The sequence below is a fragment of the Hymenobacter sp. genome (assembly GCF_036387835.1).
Taxonomy (GTDB): domain Bacteria; phylum Bacteroidota; class Bacteroidia; order Cytophagales; family Hymenobacteraceae; genus Hymenobacter.
This window is the reverse complement of the sequence record NZ_DASVSY010000021.1, coordinates 34,599-52,455: the sequence shown is the minus strand read 5'-3', so window position 1 is coordinate 52,455 and position 17,857 is coordinate 34,599. Positions and strand designations below refer to the sequence as shown.

17 protein-coding genes are annotated in these 17,857 nt (G+C 57.4%); 8 read left to right on the top strand and 9 right to left on the bottom strand.

The features are described from left to right. Positions 1–141: 141 nt before the first annotated feature. Positions 142–936 carry a PhzF family phenazine biosynthesis protein gene (locus VF639_RS04430; protein ID WP_331144674.1) on the top strand — a complete coding sequence of 265 codons (795 nt, stop codon included), beginning with the start codon at positions 142–144 and terminating at the stop codon, positions 934–936. A 141-nt stretch (positions 937–1,077) separates the two neighbouring features. Here the strand turns inward: VF639_RS04430 and VF639_RS04425 are convergent, their stop codons facing one another. The 4 genes from VF639_RS04425 to ruvC form a co-directional block, all read right to left on the bottom strand. Continuing rightward, positions 1,078–1,773 carry a hypothetical protein gene (locus VF639_RS04425; protein ID WP_331144673.1) on the bottom strand — a complete coding sequence of 232 codons (696 nt, stop codon included), beginning with the start codon at positions 1,771–1,773 and terminating at the stop codon, positions 1,078–1,080. Beyond that, positions 1,773–3,056 carry an LVIVD repeat-containing protein gene (locus VF639_RS04420; protein WP_331144672.1) on the bottom strand — a complete coding sequence of 428 codons (1,284 nt, stop codon included), beginning with the start codon at positions 3,054–3,056 and terminating at the stop codon, positions 1,773–1,775. The genes VF639_RS04425 and VF639_RS04420 overlap by 1 nt, the downstream gene beginning before the upstream one ends. Positions 3,057–3,214: 158 nt before the next feature. Next, positions 3,215–3,433 carry a KTSC domain-containing protein gene (locus VF639_RS04415; protein WP_331144671.1) on the bottom strand — a complete coding sequence of 73 codons (219 nt, stop codon included), beginning with the start codon at positions 3,431–3,433 and terminating at the stop codon, positions 3,215–3,217. Positions 3,434–3,614: 181 nt separating this feature from the next. Further along, positions 3,615–4,235, bottom strand: a complete 621-nt coding sequence (gene ruvC / locus VF639_RS04410; protein ID WP_331144670.1) for a crossover junction endodeoxyribonuclease RuvC — start codon at positions 4,233–4,235, stop codon at positions 3,615–3,617. Between the two features lie 92 nt (positions 4,236–4,327). Here ruvC and VF639_RS04405 point away from each other — a divergent pair, with 92 nt between their 5' ends. Next, positions 4,328–5,404 (top strand): lysylphosphatidylglycerol synthase transmembrane domain-containing protein, encoded by a 1,077-nt coding sequence (locus VF639_RS04405; protein WP_331144669.1) that lies wholly within the window; start codon positions 4,328–4,330, stop codon positions 5,402–5,404. Then, entirely contained in the window at positions 5,401–6,615 is a 1,215-nt protein-coding gene (locus VF639_RS04400) for a glycosyltransferase (RefSeq protein WP_331144668.1), read from the top strand. Before VF639_RS04405 ends, VF639_RS04400 begins: the two co-directional genes overlap by 4 nt. Before the next feature lie 21 nt (positions 6,616–6,636). On the opposite strand, the gene VF639_RS04395 is transcribed toward VF639_RS04400, so the two are convergent. Together VF639_RS04395 and VF639_RS04390 are read right to left on the bottom strand one after the other, a co-directional pair. Further along, entirely contained in the window at positions 6,637–6,903 is a 267-nt protein-coding gene (locus tag VF639_RS04395) for a hypothetical protein (RefSeq protein WP_331144667.1), read from the bottom strand. A gap of 164 nt (positions 6,904–7,067) precedes the next feature. Beyond that, the gene (locus VF639_RS04390) at positions 7,068–8,459 is read right to left on the bottom strand and encodes a S8 family peptidase (protein ID WP_331144666.1); all 1,392 of its coding nucleotides are present in this window, start codon (positions 8,457–8,459) and stop codon (positions 7,068–7,070) included. A gap of 504 nt (positions 8,460–8,963) precedes the next feature. Between VF639_RS04390 and VF639_RS04385 the strand changes: the two genes are divergently transcribed. From VF639_RS04385 to VF639_RS04370, 4 genes are all read left to right on the top strand, one after another. Further along, entirely contained in the window at positions 8,964–9,470 is a 507-nt protein-coding gene (locus VF639_RS04385; RefSeq protein ID WP_331144665.1) for a c-type cytochrome, read from the top strand. Between the two features lie 131 nt (positions 9,471–9,601). Next, complete coding sequence (locus VF639_RS04380; RefSeq protein ID WP_331144664.1) at positions 9,602–9,859, top strand: hypothetical protein; 258 nt, start codon at positions 9,602–9,604, stop codon at positions 9,857–9,859. 2 nt (positions 9,860–9,861) lie between these two features. Next, positions 9,862–11,043, top strand: a complete 1,182-nt coding sequence (locus tag VF639_RS04375; RefSeq protein ID WP_331144663.1) for an ABC transporter permease — start codon at positions 9,862–9,864, stop codon at positions 11,041–11,043. Positions 11,044–11,173: 130 nt separating this feature from the next. After that, on the top strand, positions 11,174–12,412 hold the full coding sequence (locus VF639_RS04370; RefSeq protein WP_331144662.1) for a PP2C family protein-serine/threonine phosphatase: 1,239 nt from the start codon (positions 11,174–11,176) through the stop codon (positions 12,410–12,412). Between the two features lie 74 nt (positions 12,413–12,486). Here the strand turns inward: VF639_RS04370 and VF639_RS04365 are convergent, their stop codons facing one another. The 3 genes from VF639_RS04365 to VF639_RS04355 form a co-directional block, all read right to left on the bottom strand. Next, on the bottom strand, positions 12,487–13,395 hold the full coding sequence (locus tag VF639_RS04365; RefSeq protein WP_331144661.1) for a class I SAM-dependent methyltransferase: 909 nt from the start codon (positions 13,393–13,395) through the stop codon (positions 12,487–12,489). Positions 13,396–13,471: 76 nt separating this feature from the next. Next, positions 13,472–14,947 carry an O-antigen ligase family protein gene (locus tag VF639_RS04360; protein ID WP_331144660.1) on the bottom strand — a complete coding sequence of 492 codons (1,476 nt, stop codon included), beginning with the start codon at positions 14,945–14,947 and terminating at the stop codon, positions 13,472–13,474. Between the two features lie 102 nt (positions 14,948–15,049). Further along, positions 15,050–16,123 (bottom strand): GumC domain-containing protein, encoded by a 1,074-nt coding sequence (locus VF639_RS04355; RefSeq protein WP_331144659.1) that lies wholly within the window; start codon positions 16,121–16,123, stop codon positions 15,050–15,052. Between the two features lie 225 nt (positions 16,124–16,348). On the opposite strand from VF639_RS04355, the gene VF639_RS04350 reads away from it, so the two are divergent. Beyond that, the gene (locus VF639_RS04350) at positions 16,349–17,779 is read left to right on the top strand and encodes an oligosaccharide flippase family protein (RefSeq protein ID WP_331144699.1); all 1,431 of its coding nucleotides are present in this window, start codon (positions 16,349–16,351) and stop codon (positions 17,777–17,779) included. Positions 17,780–17,857 lie beyond the last annotated feature (78 nt).

The following is a 17,857-nucleotide window of genomic DNA, read 5'->3' as shown; positions in this document are numbered from 1 at the left end:
ATACTGTGGTAGCTCCCGAGGAGTTGCCCTTTCTTGATTACTTACACATTGCAGAAGCTTATCTAGACCCGGAATTACCCGACAATATCTAGCTTCGTCTTCTTAATTAGCAGCTTATTGCTGTTCAACCGGTGCCTCGCTATGAATTTACCCATCTACCAAATCGACGCTTTTTCTGACCGGCCTTTTGCGGGCAACCCGGCGGCCGTGTGCCCACTGGAAAGCTGGTTGCCCGCCGAAACCATGCAGGCTATAGCCGCCGAAAACAACTTGGCCGAAACCGCCTTTTTTGTCCCTGGAAGCGGCAACGAGTACGAAATCCGCTGGTTCACGCCGGCCGTGGAAGTGGAGCTGTGCGGCCACGCCACGTTGGCTTCGGCGCACGTGTTGTACCAGCACCTAGGCTTTGCAGGTAGTGAAATTACCTTCCACTCGCGCAGCGGCCCCTTACTGGTTCTGCGCGAAACCGACGGCCGCCTCACCCTGGACTTCCCAAGCCGCCCGCCCCAACCGCTGCCCAACCACCCCGATGGCCTGCTCGATGGCCTTGGCGCCACGCCCCTGCATGTGCTGGCCGGCCCCGACCTAGTGGCCCTCTTCGCCACCGAGGCCGAAGTGCGCGCCATTCGCCCTGATTTCACTCAACTGGCCCGCGTAGAATATCGCGCTGTCATCGTCACGGCTCCGGGTACGGAAGGCACCGATTTTGTGTCGCGGTTTTTTGGCCCGCGGGTGGGCGTGCCCGAGGACCCGGTTACCGGCTCGGCGCACACCACACTCATCCCGTATTGGTCGGAAAAGCTAGGCAAGACCACCCTCAAAGCGCGCCAGGTATCACCCCGTGGCGGCGAGCTGTGGTGCGAGCTGCGCGGCGACCGGGTGCGCATCAGCGGCTACGCCGTCACGTACCTGCGGGGCGAGATAGAAGTGGCATAAGCAGCTATCTAGCGGTATAGGGCCAGGAAATTTAACTGTAAGCTAAAAAGCCATCCTGCGGTTTAAGTTGTATTTCTTCTGTCAGTTTACAGAGGAAAATACAACTTAAACCGCAGGATGGCTTTTAATCGAAGAAAATCTTCAGCGCAGTGCTACGCCTATCTTGACCCCGGCCGGAAAGTAAAACCCTTCGTGGCCATAGTCGGAAGTGCCTGAGCGATATTGGCTAGTCAGCGCTACGGACCCGTCGCGGCTGGTGCTGGCCCGCCAGCCGATGCCCGCATACAAATCGAGGAAGACGCGGCCGGGGTGCAGGGGCGCTTGGTAGCCCATCTGCACTGTGCCTCCGTAGCGGTTGATGCTTTCGGTATGGCGGCCGCTGCGGTATTCGAGATAGGGAAGGCCGTTGGGACCTTCTACCTGTTCCCAACCCTGCCCCTCATACGACACGGCAAAATGCTGAAAGTGCGGCCCGTAGCTTACATAGACACCCGAAGAGTAGGCGGCCTGCGTAGCACTTAGGTACCAGCGGTGCTGTACTTGCAGGCCCGCGCCGCGCACTGTTCTTTCAGGTTCAATGGAAGGCTTGGAGGCATTGGGTTGACCGGCAGGACCGGCGTACACCTGCGGGGTAAAAACGAAGCTTTGGTTTGGGTGCTGGTTCCAGCTTTTCTCTACCTCCAGCCAATAGCCGCTGACTACCACGTACTGCGGCGTTACCTTGAGTAGTAGCGTTCGGCGAGTGGCCGCGTCCTGGGCCTGCACACCCGCAGGCCAACAAAGCAGGAGCAGTGGTAGCAGCCACAGCGCACGGCAACGCAAACGAGCGGCTTCCATTATTGCAGCGGCGTGATGGGGAGCAAACTCAACTGCTGAAGCGAGGCGCCAGTATAGCTGTACTGGTATAGCCCTTCAGCACCAATAGCCATGAGCGTGCCCGCGTCGGGAATCACATCCACTACCTTGATGGGGAAGAATTGCTTTTGCGTGAGCACAGGTGCCTGGCTGGTATCGAATACCTTCAGGCCATCCATGTCGCACACAAACAATTGATTTTTGTCAACACCGAGACCTTGTGGACCGGTCATGGGGTAGGTGCGGGCCAGGCGGGGCTGGCTGAGACTGGTTAGGTCGATGACCTGGAGCTGATTAGGGCCACCGCCGCAGCTGCGGCCGTTGCGCAACGTCACGTAGGCATACCGATCGTCTACAACCACTGGGTCGCAACTCACTACGTGCTGGTAGTAGGCCACCTGCCGGGGCGCCTGCGGGGTGGCCACGTCGAAGATATACATGCCGCGTTGGGTGCCTAGAAACAGATAGTGGTCTTTGGGGTAAATCGTTTCTACGCCGAATTGCAGCGGTACCTTCTGGCCAGAGGTGGGTATGGCTGGATTAGCTAAATCAAATAGGCGCAGACTCTGTTCGTCCACGGTGTAGAGCGTTTGCCCCGCAATGGCGAATCGGGCCAGGGAGCCGCCTTTGCCTACCACGCCCGGCGCCGCCGAAGCAGCATCATTACTAACCGCTCGGGTAGTAGACGAGAAGGACCATCCGGTGCCGCACCAGCCTTGGTTTTGGTTGATTTCATAGGGAATCTTCACCTTTTGCCAGCCAACTACAACCGTATTGGCCGGGCGGCTCTGCGCGGTGCAATTCGATGGCATCACGGCAGCTTCGGGCATTGGCAACTCCCGGAAGGCGTCGCGCACGCGGCTTTTCACTTGCACGGCTTCGGGGTTGCTGATGTCGATGGTCACCAAGTCGGGGCCATTGTCGACATAAAGCAGATTGCCCTTCACCGCCATGTCTACGTTGCCGGGAATGCGCAGGAAGCTAACCAGGCGGGGGTTCTTAGGGTCTTGGTTGTCGACGATGTGGATGCCTTCATACCGCTCGTTGATGAAGAGGTAGCGGCCTTGCAGGTAGATCTTGCCGGTGTTGTGCATAGGCCGGGCCACCAAAGCTTCCACCGACTTCTCCAGCACCGAGCGCTCTATGAGCTGCGGGCAGTAGCCATCGTAGTAGCCGATGGTGGGTTGAGGGTCTTCTGTGGAAGAGCAGGCCAGCAGGCCCAGCAGCAGAAACCAGCCGAGCAGATAAGTAGATATTCTGGCCATATAGCAACTATGGAAGAGTGAGAAATGGGAGAAGGAAGACCACCAATAGCACTGCCTTCCTTATCTCAGAGCCCACGCCCAGCCAGATAGTTGCAAGTAGATAACAACTATCTGGCTGGGCGTGGGCGTACCCAAGCCTCGCAATTGTAGCGTAAATGCTACCCGCGCACTTGCTCCCGCTCGTAGCCGCCACGCTCCACTACCTGCATCACAAACATAGCCTTGCCCGCCACGGCCAGCAGCGCCTGATATACTGCGTCGGGCACGCCAACGTAGCGCACGAGGCTGCCGCTACGGTGTTCGATTTCCAGCGTGAGCGTATCGGCGTCATAGCCAACTGCTTTCAAAGAGGTGGAGCGGATGGGGCGGCGTTGCATAGTGAAGAAGAATATAGTTGAACAATAAAAGATGAAATTAACTGGTAAAATGGGTTAGGCAACCCCTGCTCGAACCTCTCAGAATCCCGCGCCTTCTTCTGCAAAGCCCGGCCAGGAAATAGGCCAAGCTGTGAGCCAGCTCACTGAGTAGTTCGTTGAGTTCAAACCGCTCACCGGAAGCCTACTTCACCACGGGCTTCTTTTTGCCGGCTACGGGCTTGGCTACTTTGCTGGGGTTGTCGGCCAGAAACTTACCCCAACTTTTGCCGCCGGCTTTCATATTGTTGCCTTTCTGGTAGTGGTGGCAAAGTGCGACGGCCAACGCATCGGTGGCGTCCAGAAACTTCGAGGCTTCGGCGATGGGCGGCAGCGCAAGGGTCTGGCGCAGCATGTGCGCTACTTGCTCTTTGGTGGCATTACCAGTGCCCGTCACCGACTGCTTCACCTTGGTGGGGGCGTATTCCACGTACGGAATCTGGCGGGAGAGGCAGGCGGCAATGGCCATGCCCTGCGCCCGGCCAAGCTTGAGCATGCTTTGCACGTTCACACCGTAGAAAGGCGCCTCAATGGCCAACTCATCGGGCAGAAACTCGTCGATTAGCTCCAGCATCCGCTCGAATATCTTCTTCAGCTTCAGGGCATGGTTCGAGCCCATCTTCTGCATATCAATCACGTCGTAGCGCAGCACCTTCACCCGCTGGCCCTGCACCTCAATCAGGGCATAGCCCATGATGTTGGTGCCTGGGTCGACTCCCATGATAACTTTGGGCAATAAATCGGTGGAGGCGATGGGCAGAATCATTTTTCCGGGATAGAGTACTAGGTAACAAGGAATAAGGCGGCTGTTGCGTTTCCGTCGGTAACTTGCCGTAGTTAACCGCACGCGTCGCCTTCTTGATTATCAGTAAACTACAAAACTACGCCCAAAAGCCGGAAAAGCCGGAGCAAACTACGCGCCAGGGGTGGGTGGCGGTAGCAAGTAAGCTGCTCGTGACGGCGCTTACGCTGGGTTTGCTGTGGCACTCGGTGTTTGCCGATGCTGCCACGGCGGCGGCCTGGCGCGGGCTGCTAACGTCTACGCTCACCGGCAACGGCCGCATCCCGGTATTGCTGGCCCTGGCGCTGGTGCCCGTCAATTGGGGGGTGGAAGCCTGGAAGTGGTGGCGGCTGGCCCGGCATCTGGAGCCCGTATCTTTCCGGCGCAGCTTCCGGGCGGTGCTAGTGGGGCTTACCCTCGGCTTCGTAACGCCCAACCGCGTGGGCGACTACGCGGGCCGCATTATCGAGCTGAAAAGCCGGCGGCTCGATGCGCTGGGAGCTGTATTTCTGGGCCGCTTCGGGCAGCTGGTGGTTACGGTGCTGGCCGGCACGACGGGGCTGGTGTATTTCCTGCTTACATTTTACTTGCAAAACTACCCGGCTACCGGGCTAGGCGTGGTGGTAGCGGCGGGGCTGGTGAATGCCGCCGTGCTGCTGCCGCTCTATCGGTCGCGCCTGCTGCTGGCCGTGCTGATGGCGGTGCCGCCGCTGCGGCGGTTTCGGCGGTTTTTGGCCGTCATGCCTACGTATCCGGCAAAGGCCATTCATGCAGTGCTGGCTTTGTCGGGGCTGCGGTACGGGGTGTTTTGCGTGCAGTTTGGCTTGTTGCTGCAAGCATACGGGGCACATGCCCCCCTAGTGCCGGGCGCGGCGGCCATAGCGGGTACTTTCCTGCTGAAGTCGTTGGTGCCTTCGCTCAATGCTTTGGCCGATGTGGGCGTGCGGGAGCTTTCGGCTACGCACTTGTTTGGGCTGCTTGGTGAGCCGGTGCTGCCAGTACTTAGCGCCAGTCTGAGCTTGTGGGTGCTCAATATTGCCTTGCCGAGTGTTATTGGGTTGGTGTTTGTGCTGCGGCTGAAGCTTTTTCGAAAGAAAAAGGCCACGTCTGCCAAACAACAGGCCCTGGCCGAAACTCCCACTGTCAGCCTATGAACCCGATACTCGGCGTGTTGCTGCTACTGGCCCCGGCTGCCTATGCTGCACGGATGCTGCAGTTCCGGCGCGCCTGGATTACTGCTCCGAGCCTGTATCAAGCAACTGAAACGCAAACGGCTCCCGTTAAGGCGAAGCAGTTGGCCAGCCAGCCAGATTTCCAGGATGAAGCCTCCCTTCAGCTTTCCGTCTTGGTAGCTGCCCGCAACGAGGCGGCCAACCTGCCCTTGCTCTTAGCTGATCTGCAGCAGCAGCGTTTGCCGGCCACAGCGTTTGAAGTTATCATCGTCGACGACCATTCCACCGACGAAACGGCTGCTATCGTGCAGCAGGCCGCTTTGCATAGTTCGTTTGCGTTGCGTTTGCTGCGCTTGCAAGACCTGCCCAACCTAACCCGGACGGGCAAGAAGGCCGCTTTGCAGGAAGCCATAGCCGCCGCGCAGGCCCCTTGGCTGGTCTGCACCGATGCCGACTGCCGAGTTTCGCCGGATTGGTTGCTAGCCCACCACGCCGCGCACGATGCTAATTCGCATTTTGTGAGTGGCCCGGTGCTGCTAACCGGGCGGGGCCCGTTGGCCGAGCTGCAGGGCCTGGAGCTAGCCGGCTTGGTGGCCAGCGGGGCGGCCGGTGTTCTGCTACATGCGCCCACCATGTGCAACGGAGCCAACCTGAGCTACCGGCGCGCCAGTTTCGCGGCCGTAGGCGGCTTCAGCGGCAACACCCACGTAGCCAGCGGCGACGACGAGTTTCTGCTGCATAAGCTGCACGCTGCCTATCCGGCGGGCATTCGGTTTCTGAAGCACGAGTTGGCCGTAGTGCGCACCGCTGCCCAACCCACTTTGCGGCAGCTGCTGCGGCAACGGGTGCGGTGGGCCAGCAAATGGCAGCACTACCGCACCGCCGCCCCACGCCGGCTGGCGGTGCTGGTACTGGCAGCCAATGTAGCTCTGGCGGCCGGGGTTTTGGTGCTGCCCTGGCAGCCGGGCCTGCTACCCTGGACCGCAGTGGCGTGGGGCCTAAAGCTAGGCGCCGACGTGTTGTTCCTGATGCCCGTACTGCGTTTTTTCAACCGCTTACGCTGGCTGTGGTGGGTGCCAGTGCTGCAAGTGGCCTATGCGCCCTACGCGTTGCTGGTAGGGCTAGCAGGCCTGCACGGCGGCTACGAATGGAAAGGACGGCAAGTAAGGAATCAAGAACAGGGAACTTCCTGAAGGACTGCGCCTGCTAATCCTTTATCCCTCACTGAAATCACTCATTGTTGTTACTTCTTCGTCCGCTTCTATGCTGTCGATGCCGGGCTGTTGTTCCAGGGTTAGCAGTTGCTGGCCCGTGAAGGTGCCTTTGTAGATACCGTCGAGGCCGGGAATTGGCTGGATTTTGCTGCCGGGCTCCGTGGCCTGGAGCTGGCTGAGGGTTTGAGAAGACGTAACTACCACGCGCCGCAGCGCCTTGGGTTGAGCTGAAATCAACTCTTTCAATTTCTGATTTAAGACAGCCATAACACACTAAAAGTAAGAGGGGTGGAAAGGGAAATATCCCCCTGGCGGTGGGAAACCAACCGTCAGGGGGATGTAACCAATATAGTAGCTTGTTGACAATAGCAGCTGCGGTAAAAAGGCGTAAGTCCGGCTTTTCCCGCAGCTGCTAAGTTGTTAGCTACACGCTACATAGTTGCCGCGTCGCAGTCCAGCAGGCCGGCCCCGTAGGTGGGGTCGTTGCCGGGTACGCCGAGGTCGGCCGCCGTGCTTCTCAGGCGGTTGGTAATGGCCAGTGGGTTCCAGGTAGGATACCGGGCTCTTAGCAGGGCTGCGCCGCCCGCAACGTGCGGACACGCCATACTGGTACCCGACATCGCCTTGAAGCCGTTGTTGAGGTACGTGGAATTGACGGACACGCCCGGTGCTGAAATCGTTACCTGATTGCCATTGCCCCCCCGCGACGAGAACGGAGCTACTACCTTGTTTTGGTCGACGGCGGCTACGGCAATAACGCCGGGGCTATTGGCTGGTGCGCCTACCGGGCCGCCCGTGTTGCCGGCAGCGGCTACTACCACGCAGCCAGCGGCCAGCAATTGCTGAACGGCGGTAGTGTAAGCCACAATGGGGCCGCTGTTCGAGCCCAAGCTCATCGATACCACCTGCATGCCGTTGTTCCGGGCCCAAGCCATACCCGCCAGAATCCAGCTCAGTTGGCCGCTGCCGGCGTCGTTGAGTACTTTCACCGCGTAGATTCGGCACGACGGTGCCACGCCCACTACGCCCAAAGCGTTGTTGCGCGCCCCAATGACGCCGGCACAGTGCGTACCGTGTCCGTGCCCGTCGTTGTAGCTGACCACCCCAGGCACAAAAGAGGCGCCGCCGGAAATAGTTAGGTCAGAGTGATTGGCAATACCGGTGTCGAGTACCGCCACCTTGATGCCAGCACCCTTAGTGCGCGGCCAGGCCTGAGGCGCTTTCACCATTTTGATATTCCAGGGAACTGGCTGCAATAAAACGGGCGGCAACTGGATAGGGGGCAGTACGGGCTTAACTGGCTGAAAAGGCTTCAGAATGGGTGAGTTGGAGCTGGTGCCAGTGTTCTGGAAGAAGTTGTTCATCTGCTCTAGCATCCGGGCCTGCATATCGTTGAGGGCCTGCTTATAACCCGCCTCAAACCCCGGCGTCTGCGTCGAAGAGCCTTGCTTCGGTTGCTCCAGTAAGGCGTCTTCGGAGTCGTAATAGTCGGTGCTGCCATTACTGTCGGTCGCGTGTCCGTTCATCAGGGCAGCGTCGGCGCCTAGGATATGTACTTCCAGGTCGGGCTCCACGGCTACCACCCGCTGATCATGTTTCAGGCTTTCCACTTCGCTGGCCGTAAGCACCACCGAGCTGGAGCCCAGGCCATCGAAGTGAAGCACGTCGTTGGCAGTGAGTGGTTGGTCGGATTCGAGCAGAGAAACCCCGTCTTGTATTTTATCTTCGCTGAGGTTTAAAACCTGTGCGGCGCTACCCGCATTGATGTCTTGGTCGGTGTAAGTTACGATGTAGCGTTGGGGGGATGATTTGGGTGCTGACATGAGATGGAAAGTGATTGATTAAAAATGGTTTGCCTCCGCAGATGGTGCCGGAAGCCTGCACGAGAAGAGGAAAGGCTGCGGCCAGCAGCCGAGCAAGTCGATAAGGCGGCCGGCCGAAGTCCGGATCTTCGGCAGGCGCCCTTCTAATCGACAGCACAGTTGCGTGCTGCCACCCGAGCTCAGGAAGTTGATAGGTGTTCTGCCACTTGCCGCGCCGCCTCCTAAGAATAGATAAACCTATATGTTCAAAGGTATGCTATCCGCTACTAGATAGATATAGCATATATATGTGATACGGTATACTTATCTTGTCTTCTCTGGTAAAGTATTCCAACCTAGTAAAAGCAGGCCCTTCTGCTCGAGGTTAAACTCTGATTAGCAACCTCATCAATGAGCGAAATAAAAGCCTTGAAATAATAGGCTTGGTGCGGTTTGAGCTCTACTTTTCGGCATAATCAAACAGTCTCATTTAACCGCTGTGTTATGTCTCATTTCAGCTTGAAAATGATGTTTCCCCTGTTGGTTGTGTTGTTGGTATTCTTAACTGGTGGCGTGTTTTTCGCCGCCACCGGTCTTATAACTCCCTTTGCCGATGCGACCAAGGCGGCGGCCAAAGCCGCTGCCGACACGGTAGCAACTGCGCCTCTTGCCCCCGATTCAAACGCCGTAGCGCAAGCCGCCACCCCCGAGGAGCTTCAGGCCGCTGTAGCCGGCGAAACCTTGTTCAAAGGCAACTGCGCGCAGTGCCACGCAGTCAACGAAGTAGTAGTAGGTCCGGCGCTGGGTGGTTTGCACATGCGGCGTCCGGTTGCTTGGCTGATTCCCTGGATCAAGAACTCCAGCAAAGTGGTAGCCAGCGGCGACGAGTATGCCGTAAAGATTTTCAATCAGTACCAGAAGCAGCAGATGCCTAGCTTCCAGCTGTCTGATCAGGAAATTACTTCCATTCTAGCTTACCTTAAAACTGAAAGCGGGGCCATGGCCAGAGCGTCAACAGTGGCCCTTAACTAAGCGGCGGCAGAACAGTTACAGTAGATAAGTGTATGTTAGAGCGAGCATGACCGGGTGGCAGTGTCAATAGCTGACTTCTGAATTCAACCCGCTCCCGCTACCTTTGTCTTCCTTTCCGTTCTTGTTTGCCTGTGACTGACTCTGAATTCGACATTCTCGACGAGCTGTATTTTGTTACTTCCTTCCGCGACCTGCTTCAGAAAACGGGGTTGCCCGCTCCTCAGCTAAAGGAGGGCCTGCGGGCCTTGTTGGAGCAAGGCCTTGCCCGGAGCTTCTGGCCCGACCCCGATACCGAGCTGGCCTATGAGGAAAGCTCGTTTGGCGCTATCAGCCAGGACTGCTACTATCTGGCTTCCAAGGAAGGCTTGCTTCAGCACAACACGCGTTAGTCGTGGCCGGGGCCGCAATTTCCGGGCAGTTGAGTGCTGCGGCCGTTGCCCGGCCGCCGAGCTACTACGTCCGCCAACGCCTGCTCCAGAACCGGCCAGCCATGGCTGGGCTAGGGTTTATCGTGCTGTGCACGCTGGTGGCAGTGCTCGGCTACTGGGTGCTGCCCGATAATTCCCCGAACGCCAACAACAGCCTGGTGCAACTGCAAAAAGAGCCGCCCGGCTTTCAAGCTACCGTTCTGCGCCTGTCGCTCACCGAGGCGGCTGCGGTTACTGATAACGTATTTGTGACCTGGCTACGCGGCCGCACGCCGCGCTACCAGGAGGTTCCCATCGGGAGCTACCGTTTCGAGGGCGATTCGCTGTTTGCGCAGCCCTACCGCAACCACTCGGCCCTGGCCGACCAACCCCGCCGCTACTCCTTGGCTCGGTTGGCCGGCCGCACCGGCCCACGCGCTGCGCTGCGCCAGGTAGTAGAGCGAGAGCATATCATACAACGCACCTACTGGCTCGGCACCGACAAAGCCGGCCGCGACGAGCTGAGCCGCTTGCTGCTAGGCACGCGCATTTCGCTGGGTATCGGGTTTGTGGCGGTTCTTATTTCGTTGGCCCTGGGCATGGCCATTGGGGCGGTGGCAGGCTATGTAGGCGGCTGGCTCGATAGTTTGCTGCTGGGGCTGATGACGGTGGTGTGGAGTATCCCGGGCATCATGCTCGTTATTGCTATTTCGCTGGCCCTCGATTCCAAGGGCGTCTGGACTTCCTTTGTGGCCGTGGGTTTGACCATGTGGGTGGATGTGGCCCGCGTGGTGCGAGGGCAGATGCTGAGCTTGCGCGAGAAAACTTTCGTGGAAGCCGGCCGCGTGCTGGGCTTGCCCCAGAGCCGGCTTATCACCCGGCATCTGCTGCCCAACATGACGGGGCCGCTTATTGTCATTGCAACCAGTAATTTTGCAGCGGCCATTCTGCTCGAAGCGGGGCTGAGTTTTTTGGGGTTGGGCGTGCAGCCACCGGCACCGTCATGGGGGCTCATGGTGAATGAAGGATTCCAATTGCTAGGTACTGAAGCCGGCTTGTGGCTTACGCTGCTGCCCGGCTTAGCTATTAGCTTGCTGGTACTTAGCTTCAACCTGCTCGGCAATGGCCTCCGCGACGCCTATGACCCCAAAACGCCATTGAGTTGATTGATAATAATTGATTGCTGATTGCTGAATTGCTAAATGGTTGGTTGTGTAGCCAGGCAGAATAGTCAACAATCAACCATTAACAATCAACCTTTAACAATCAGCTATCAACAATTCAACAATCAATCCGATGCCTAACGCTATTCCTATAACTGCTGAGAAACGGCTCTTTCTGAAGGACCGGGAATTGGGGGCGCTGCTGGAAATCACGCAGGCCATCAACCAGGATCTTGGTGAAGCAGCTCTTTACAAGATCTTCCAGTTCACACTGTTGGGCCAGCTCAATATCCGGCGGCTGGTACTGTATGTGAAGGACGAAGGAGTGTGGCACTGCGTGGTGTCTTTTGGCCCGCAACTGCTTGACTATCGCCGCATTCCGCTGCCCGAACTGATTATCGAGAAGTGCACCAGCGCACCTGCGGCCGTCGAAGATCTGCCGTTGGATAAGAGCTGGCAGTTGCTGGAAACGGTTATTCCGGTGGTGCGCAACGAGGAGGTAGTGGCCTACGTGTTCATCGGCAACATGCACGAAGACTACGCCAGCGGCGAGGCCACCAAGTTTCTGGAGACGCTAAGTAACATCCTGCTCGGGGCCATTGAAAACCGACGGCTCGGCCGCCAGCGGATAGCGGCGGCGGCCATCCGCAAGGAAATCGAAATTGCGCAGGAAGTGCAAACCATGTTGTTTCCGCGCACCTTGCCCAACGACGACCACGTGGCCGTGGCCGCTTCCTACGTGCCGCACACCGCCGTTGGGGGCGACTACTACGACGTGGTAACGCTAGACAAAAACCGGTTTCTGTTTTGCATTGCCGACGTATCAGGAAAGGGCGTGGCCGCTTCCTTGCTGATGTCGAACTTTCAGGCCGGTTTGCGCACCTTGCTCCGCCAGCAAGCCGACCTGGCCACGGTAGCCAACGAGCTCAACAACCTGATTTTCCGCAACGCCGGCGGCGACAAGTTTATTACCGTCTTCTTCGGCCTCTACGACCGCACCACGCGCCGCCTGCAATACGTGAATGCCGGCCACAACGACCCGCTGCTGGTATCCGACCAGGATACAGTGATTCAACTCAAAGAAGGCACCATCATGCTCGGCGTGATGGATGAGCTGCCCATGCTGCAGGTAGGAGAGGTGGAAGTGCCCCCGCGCACGCTCCTGCTTTCCTACACCGACGGCCTAACCGAGGTGTTCAACGCCGCCAACGACGAGTTCGGAGAGGAAGGAATACTGCGCGTGCTTCGGCAAAACCGGTTTTTACCGCTGCCACGTCTGCACGAAGAACTGCTGCGCGAAATCCGGGAGTTCAACGTAAACGACAGCCATTTCGCCGACGACATTACCATCCTGAGTTGCCGGTTTAAATAAGAAAACAGGCGGCGCGGATCGGAAGTACTACTTCCGGCCCGCGCCGCCTGTTTTTGCTTGCCGCATAAGCGGCGCTACGCTTGCTTCGCTAGTGGAGCCGGCGTTTTGCCCACTACGAAATTGAGGCCGAAAAACAGGTTTTCTTTCAACAGGGAATTGGTCTGCCACAGTTTGCTTTCCCGGGCCATCAGCTCCTTGGAATTATCATTTTTGAACATAAACGGCGGAAACAACCGAATGTACTGTACGTCGGCAGGGTAGATGTATAACCCTTGCTTGGCTAGTTCTTTGCGCCAGGTAGCTAAGTTTCGGATGTTCTCGTTGCCGAGCAGGATGTTCTTTTGAAGCTGCTCGTCGTAGATGGTGATGATGCGCTTGTTGCCGCGGCGCAGGTAGAGCTTGAGGTTTTGCACCACGTTGCCGCCGTTTTCCTCCACAATAATCAGGTTGCCGGCCGGGCGCAGGGCCTGATGAAAAATGCGCAAGGCATCTTGCAACGGCTCCAGGTGGTGCAGCGTGTCCTGAATGATAATGTGGTCGTAGGAAGCTGGTGCCGGGGGCGAGTCGAACAGGTTTTCGTAGCTGTAGGTGAAGCCCGAAACGTCGCCGAACTGTGACCAGTAGCGCAGGCGCTCCGGAATGTGCTTGAAATAGAATTCCAGGGTGGTGCCGTGCACCTTGTAGCCATTGAGGGCCAGGAAAATAGCCGTAGTGCCGTAGCCGCAGCCGCAGTCCAAGATGGCCGCGTCTTGGTTGGGCAGATGGTCTAAGATGTAGTGTAGGCGCTGTACAACGTAGGATTTGCGAAACTCGAAGCTCGCCGGATTTTCTAAGAATTTATAGTAGCTGGTTAGTTGCTGATTAGTTTTTAACTCTTCCAGCAACAAATCAAAAAACTCATTAACCGTCATAATCAGGCGTGAAAGGGGGATGATGTAGAAGGCAAAGTCGCTCCGTTCGGCGAAGGTACAGCCTAAAGGCAAACCGAGGTAAGCTGCGTGCTACCCGTCAAAGTAGCCACGCTGCCGGCTACGTATTGGCTGCTTCCAAGCTGCGGTTTCAAGGCTGCGGTGGCGCAATGGGAAGTAGTTGGTCTTGCTCGTCTTCCTGCCAAAACTGTACCCGCATCAGCACAGCCAAGGAAACGTAATAGAAGGAACCAATCTTGTCGACCTCCAGCAGCTCATTGAGTAGCAAGTGGAAGACAATGACCACGAAAGAAAGACCGGCGGCCATAACCAGGTTCTGCTGCTGCGTGCTGCGCGCCCGGTGGTAAAGCCGCTCGATAAGTAGGAGCGTCGCAAATACCAAGGAGGTGAACAACACAAAACCGGGAATCCCTTGCTCGGCCAGCTGCAAGAGAAAGTAGTTGTGCGTGGTGGATTTCTCTGGATTGCCACTTACGTAGGTCCGAAAACTCGTCACCGTATAGCGCTTGTATTCGGGGTAGAAAGTGGATGGGCCGCTACCAATGATGGGTTTCTCGGTGATCATATGTGCGGCTGCCACCCAGCGATACACCCGCTCCATGCCCGAAAGGTCTTCTAGGTTATAAGTTGCTTCCAGGTGTTTTTGGAAGTTGTCGCCGTAGAAAACAGTTTTCTCATAGTCGGGCGCATATTTCATATAGGTGTCCCCGTGCACGAAATAATTGATTCCGAGCAGAGTGGCTATCGTCGCACCAATTAAAGTGAGCCGGGTCAGACGCAAGCGGATAACCCAGTAGTACAACACGGCTACAATAAGCGAAAGCACTGAGGCTCGGGTGTAAGACAGCGATACGCCGCCTACCGCCAGAACCAGCGCCACGTACCACAGCCGACGGCTTTGCTTGGTAGCAGCATCGCGGGCGGCGTAATAGGCATACGGGGCCAATAATGCCGCCGCCGCCGCGTATACGACGTGGTTGCGGTAGAAGGGCTGAATGGCCGTGTTGATGGTATCGAAGCCGAAGCCCAAACCTGCGTGGCGCACCATCGTATAGGCCACGGTTATACTCACGCCCACAGCGTAGAAGGCCACTAGCCGCCATACGTCGCGCGGGGTACGCACCAGCGCCATGGTTACAAACACAAAAGGCACGATGTACCAGGTTTTGGCCAGCAGGTATTTTACGGACTTCAGCGTGTCTACCGACGAAATAGTGGAAGCCACGGACCACAATAAGGCGGCGCCAATCAGCAGCACTATGGGGTGGCGCCACAGCCGCCCTGGCACTTCACTGCGTCCTAGCAGCACATTAATAGTAAAGCAAACCAGCAGAATCAGCATCAATGGCTCAGAAGGCACATCCATGCTTAAGCCAGCAGGCAGTTGCACTTCGCGCGAAAAGGCCAGCGTGATTAGCAAAGCGTAGTACACCCACCGCCAGTCGATGAGCACGACGGCCACCCCGAGCACCACCAACGGCAAAGCCAACCACGCCACCGAATCGAGGCTAATAACTGCCACTACAGCCGCAAGCACCAACCCGACAAACGCCATGAATATGCGTTGGTCGGTGTTCTGAGGACGTAGATGAGCAAGAAAATTCATAGCGTTGAGAGAGGCAAGAGGAAGGGTACAGGCACGGCAGTTAGTGAAACAAGCAAGGCAAAGCCTGCGGTTAGGCTACTAGTTTCGCTCTAGGCGCGGGGGCTACCTTGCTCTTCCCATACTCAGATTGCCCCGGTACAATTCCAGCAGTGTAATAAAGGCCACCGACAGCGCGAAGGTGATTAGCACCGATGAAACGACCACCAGCCAGCGCACCGGCTTGGATTTCTTGGTAGCCGGGTACGCCTCCTGCACCACGTAGATGCTGGAAATGCGGCCGCTGATACCTACCCGGGCCGTTTCGTAAGCGCTACGGGCATTAATAAGACGGGTTTGCAGATCGTTGAAGCGAGCATAAAGCGTATTCATGCGGTCGATGCCAGCACTATAGCTTTCCAAGTTGAAAATGTTGCCCCCATCGGTTTTGGTGAGGCCGCGCAAGGCGCGCCGCAAACCGGCCGCTTTGCCGCTGTTGCCTTCGCCCTCGGCCTGGCGCAATTCCTCTTCCGTTTCAATGATTTCTTTGGCCAGATAGCGCGACTCTAGCGCTAAGCCGTAGATGCCGTAGCGGCGCCGACCTATCACCAGGCTGTCATAGGTGGACTGGTATTCGCGCTCCAGAAAGTTGCGGCGTTGCGCGTAGAGGTCCAGCACTTTGCGCCGGTTAGCCAGCGTGAGCTGCTGGTTTACCGAGTCGATGCTTTGCACCAGGCTATTGGCAATGCGGGCGGCCAGCACCTTGTCTTTGTCTTCGAAAGTTAACTCAATGGCATCCCGATCGTTGTGCACGATTCGCAGGTTGCTCGCAAACTCATCGAGGGCCGCCTGATCGGCTGCGTCGTTGCCAACGGGACCGGCTTTGTAGTGCTCGTGCAAGTTGAAGCGCTTGATGAGGCGCTCGGCTACCGGCTGCGACTCGCCGATGGTAATTACCCGGTCCAGGTCTTCGGTGCGGCCGCCTAGTTCCAGTTTGCCGCCTTCGGTTACAATGCGGTCGGGGTCAGTGGTTTGGGGGTTGGTCGGGTAGAAGACGGTTGTCGACTTATAGATGTTGGGTAGCAGCAAGGCTACCACTGTGCTTACCACCAAGGCCAGAATTGAGGCCCATAATACCAAAGACTTCCAACGATTGATAACAGGCCACAGGCCTAAAAGCGAATAGGTGGGGGATGACATACAAGCGAAAAAAGACAACCACAAAGCAGCGCCAGACTTCCGGCACTACCACAACGAGGCAAATCTAGCTGGAAAAAGTAGTAAATGAGTAGCGGCTGAAATCGATTAAACGAGTTAGACGACAAGCAAGGAACAGATCAGGCGCGGTGGGCTGGTTGGTATTTGTCTTTGAAGCTTTGCTGACGCAAGCGCGCCAACCCCTACTTTTGCGCACGCTTTTCCTTCATTACTGCACTCATCAAACGCTTTTTCGGAAATATTAGTCTGGTCGTGCTGCTCAACCTGCTGGTGAAGCCGGGCTGGGTAGTGGTCGAGAACTTGGTGCAGGACCGGCTGGGGCACCACGCCTTCGGAACGTTCTCGGCCTTGTTCACCTTGGCCAGTGTGATGGCTGCCGTGTCGGACCTGGGCACCACGCAGCTGACCACCAAGCGCGTGGCCGCCGCCCCCGAGTTCCTGACAGAGTACTTTCCGACGCTGGTACCCTTGAAAGGTGGGCTGTCGGTGCTTTTTCTGGGGGTGGTAGTGGCCATGGGATGGGTGATGGGCTACCGGGGGCACACGCTCACGCTGCTGGCTCTCATCGAGATAGGTATGCTGGTGGCGCAGTACACGCTGTTTCTGCGCGGGGTGTTGCAGGCGCACCAGCGCTTCAACACCGATGCGTTGCTGTCGGTGCTGGAGAAGTTTCTGCTCCTGGGCCTCGTGCTCGGGCTTGTTCCGGTTGGCATTACGCTTGATAATTACGTGGCCGCCCGCTCGGTAGCCATCGGCTTCACGTTCGTGGTGCTCTACGGGCTGATGAAACGACTTTACGGCCAGGTAAAACTGCAACTGCGCTGGGACCAGGCCCGCACCGTACTGCAAGCCAGCCTACCGCTGGCCCTCATCACGCTGGTGTACGGCCTCAACGAACGCATCGACATGCTGATGCTCGAACGGATAGTGTCGGCGCAGGAAGCCAGCTACTACGCCGCCGCCTACCGTTGGGGCGACACCGTGATGATGTACCTCTGGACTCTGCTGCCGCTGTTTTTCGCCAAATTTGCCTACGCCACCAACCGGCCCGACGAGCAGCGCGACGTACTATGGTTCGGGCAGCGCGTCGTGACGGCACCCATGCTGTTGGTATGCGCCTTTGTCTTGTTTCGGGGCGAGATACTGTTCTGGCAGTTCAAGCATAGTACCGCGCCGGAAATTACCCGCATGGTGCTGTGTTTGAAGATATTATTTGTTGGGGTTGTCGTGCACGCCTTTTTTGCCATCTATAGCACCTTGCTCACCAGCACCAACCACGAGCGGGCGGTGAGCTGGCTGGTGGTCGCCAGCACGGTGCTCAACGTGGGTTTGAACCTGCTGCTGCTGCCCAAGCTAGGCGCCGTAGCCGGGGCTATCAATACGCTGGTATGTGCCGTGTTTGTGTCGGTGGGCTACCTGTGGCTGGTGCACCAGCGGACCGGTGTGCCCGTGCCCTGGAGCTGGATAACCCGGCTGGCCCTGGCATTCGGGCTGCTTTGCGCCGTATGGTACGGCCTGCAAGCCCAATTAACCTTGCACTGGCTGCCGGAGTCAATAGTAGCTGGTATAGCTTTCGTTGCTATCTTATTTGTAACGGGTGTAGTGCGTGTTTCCGAACTTCGCACTCTGCTGAAGTGAATTAGTGATTCAGTGGTTTAGTGAGTTTGATGTTCGACCCGCGCAAGTGGTGCCAGCAGAACATCAAACTCACCATTT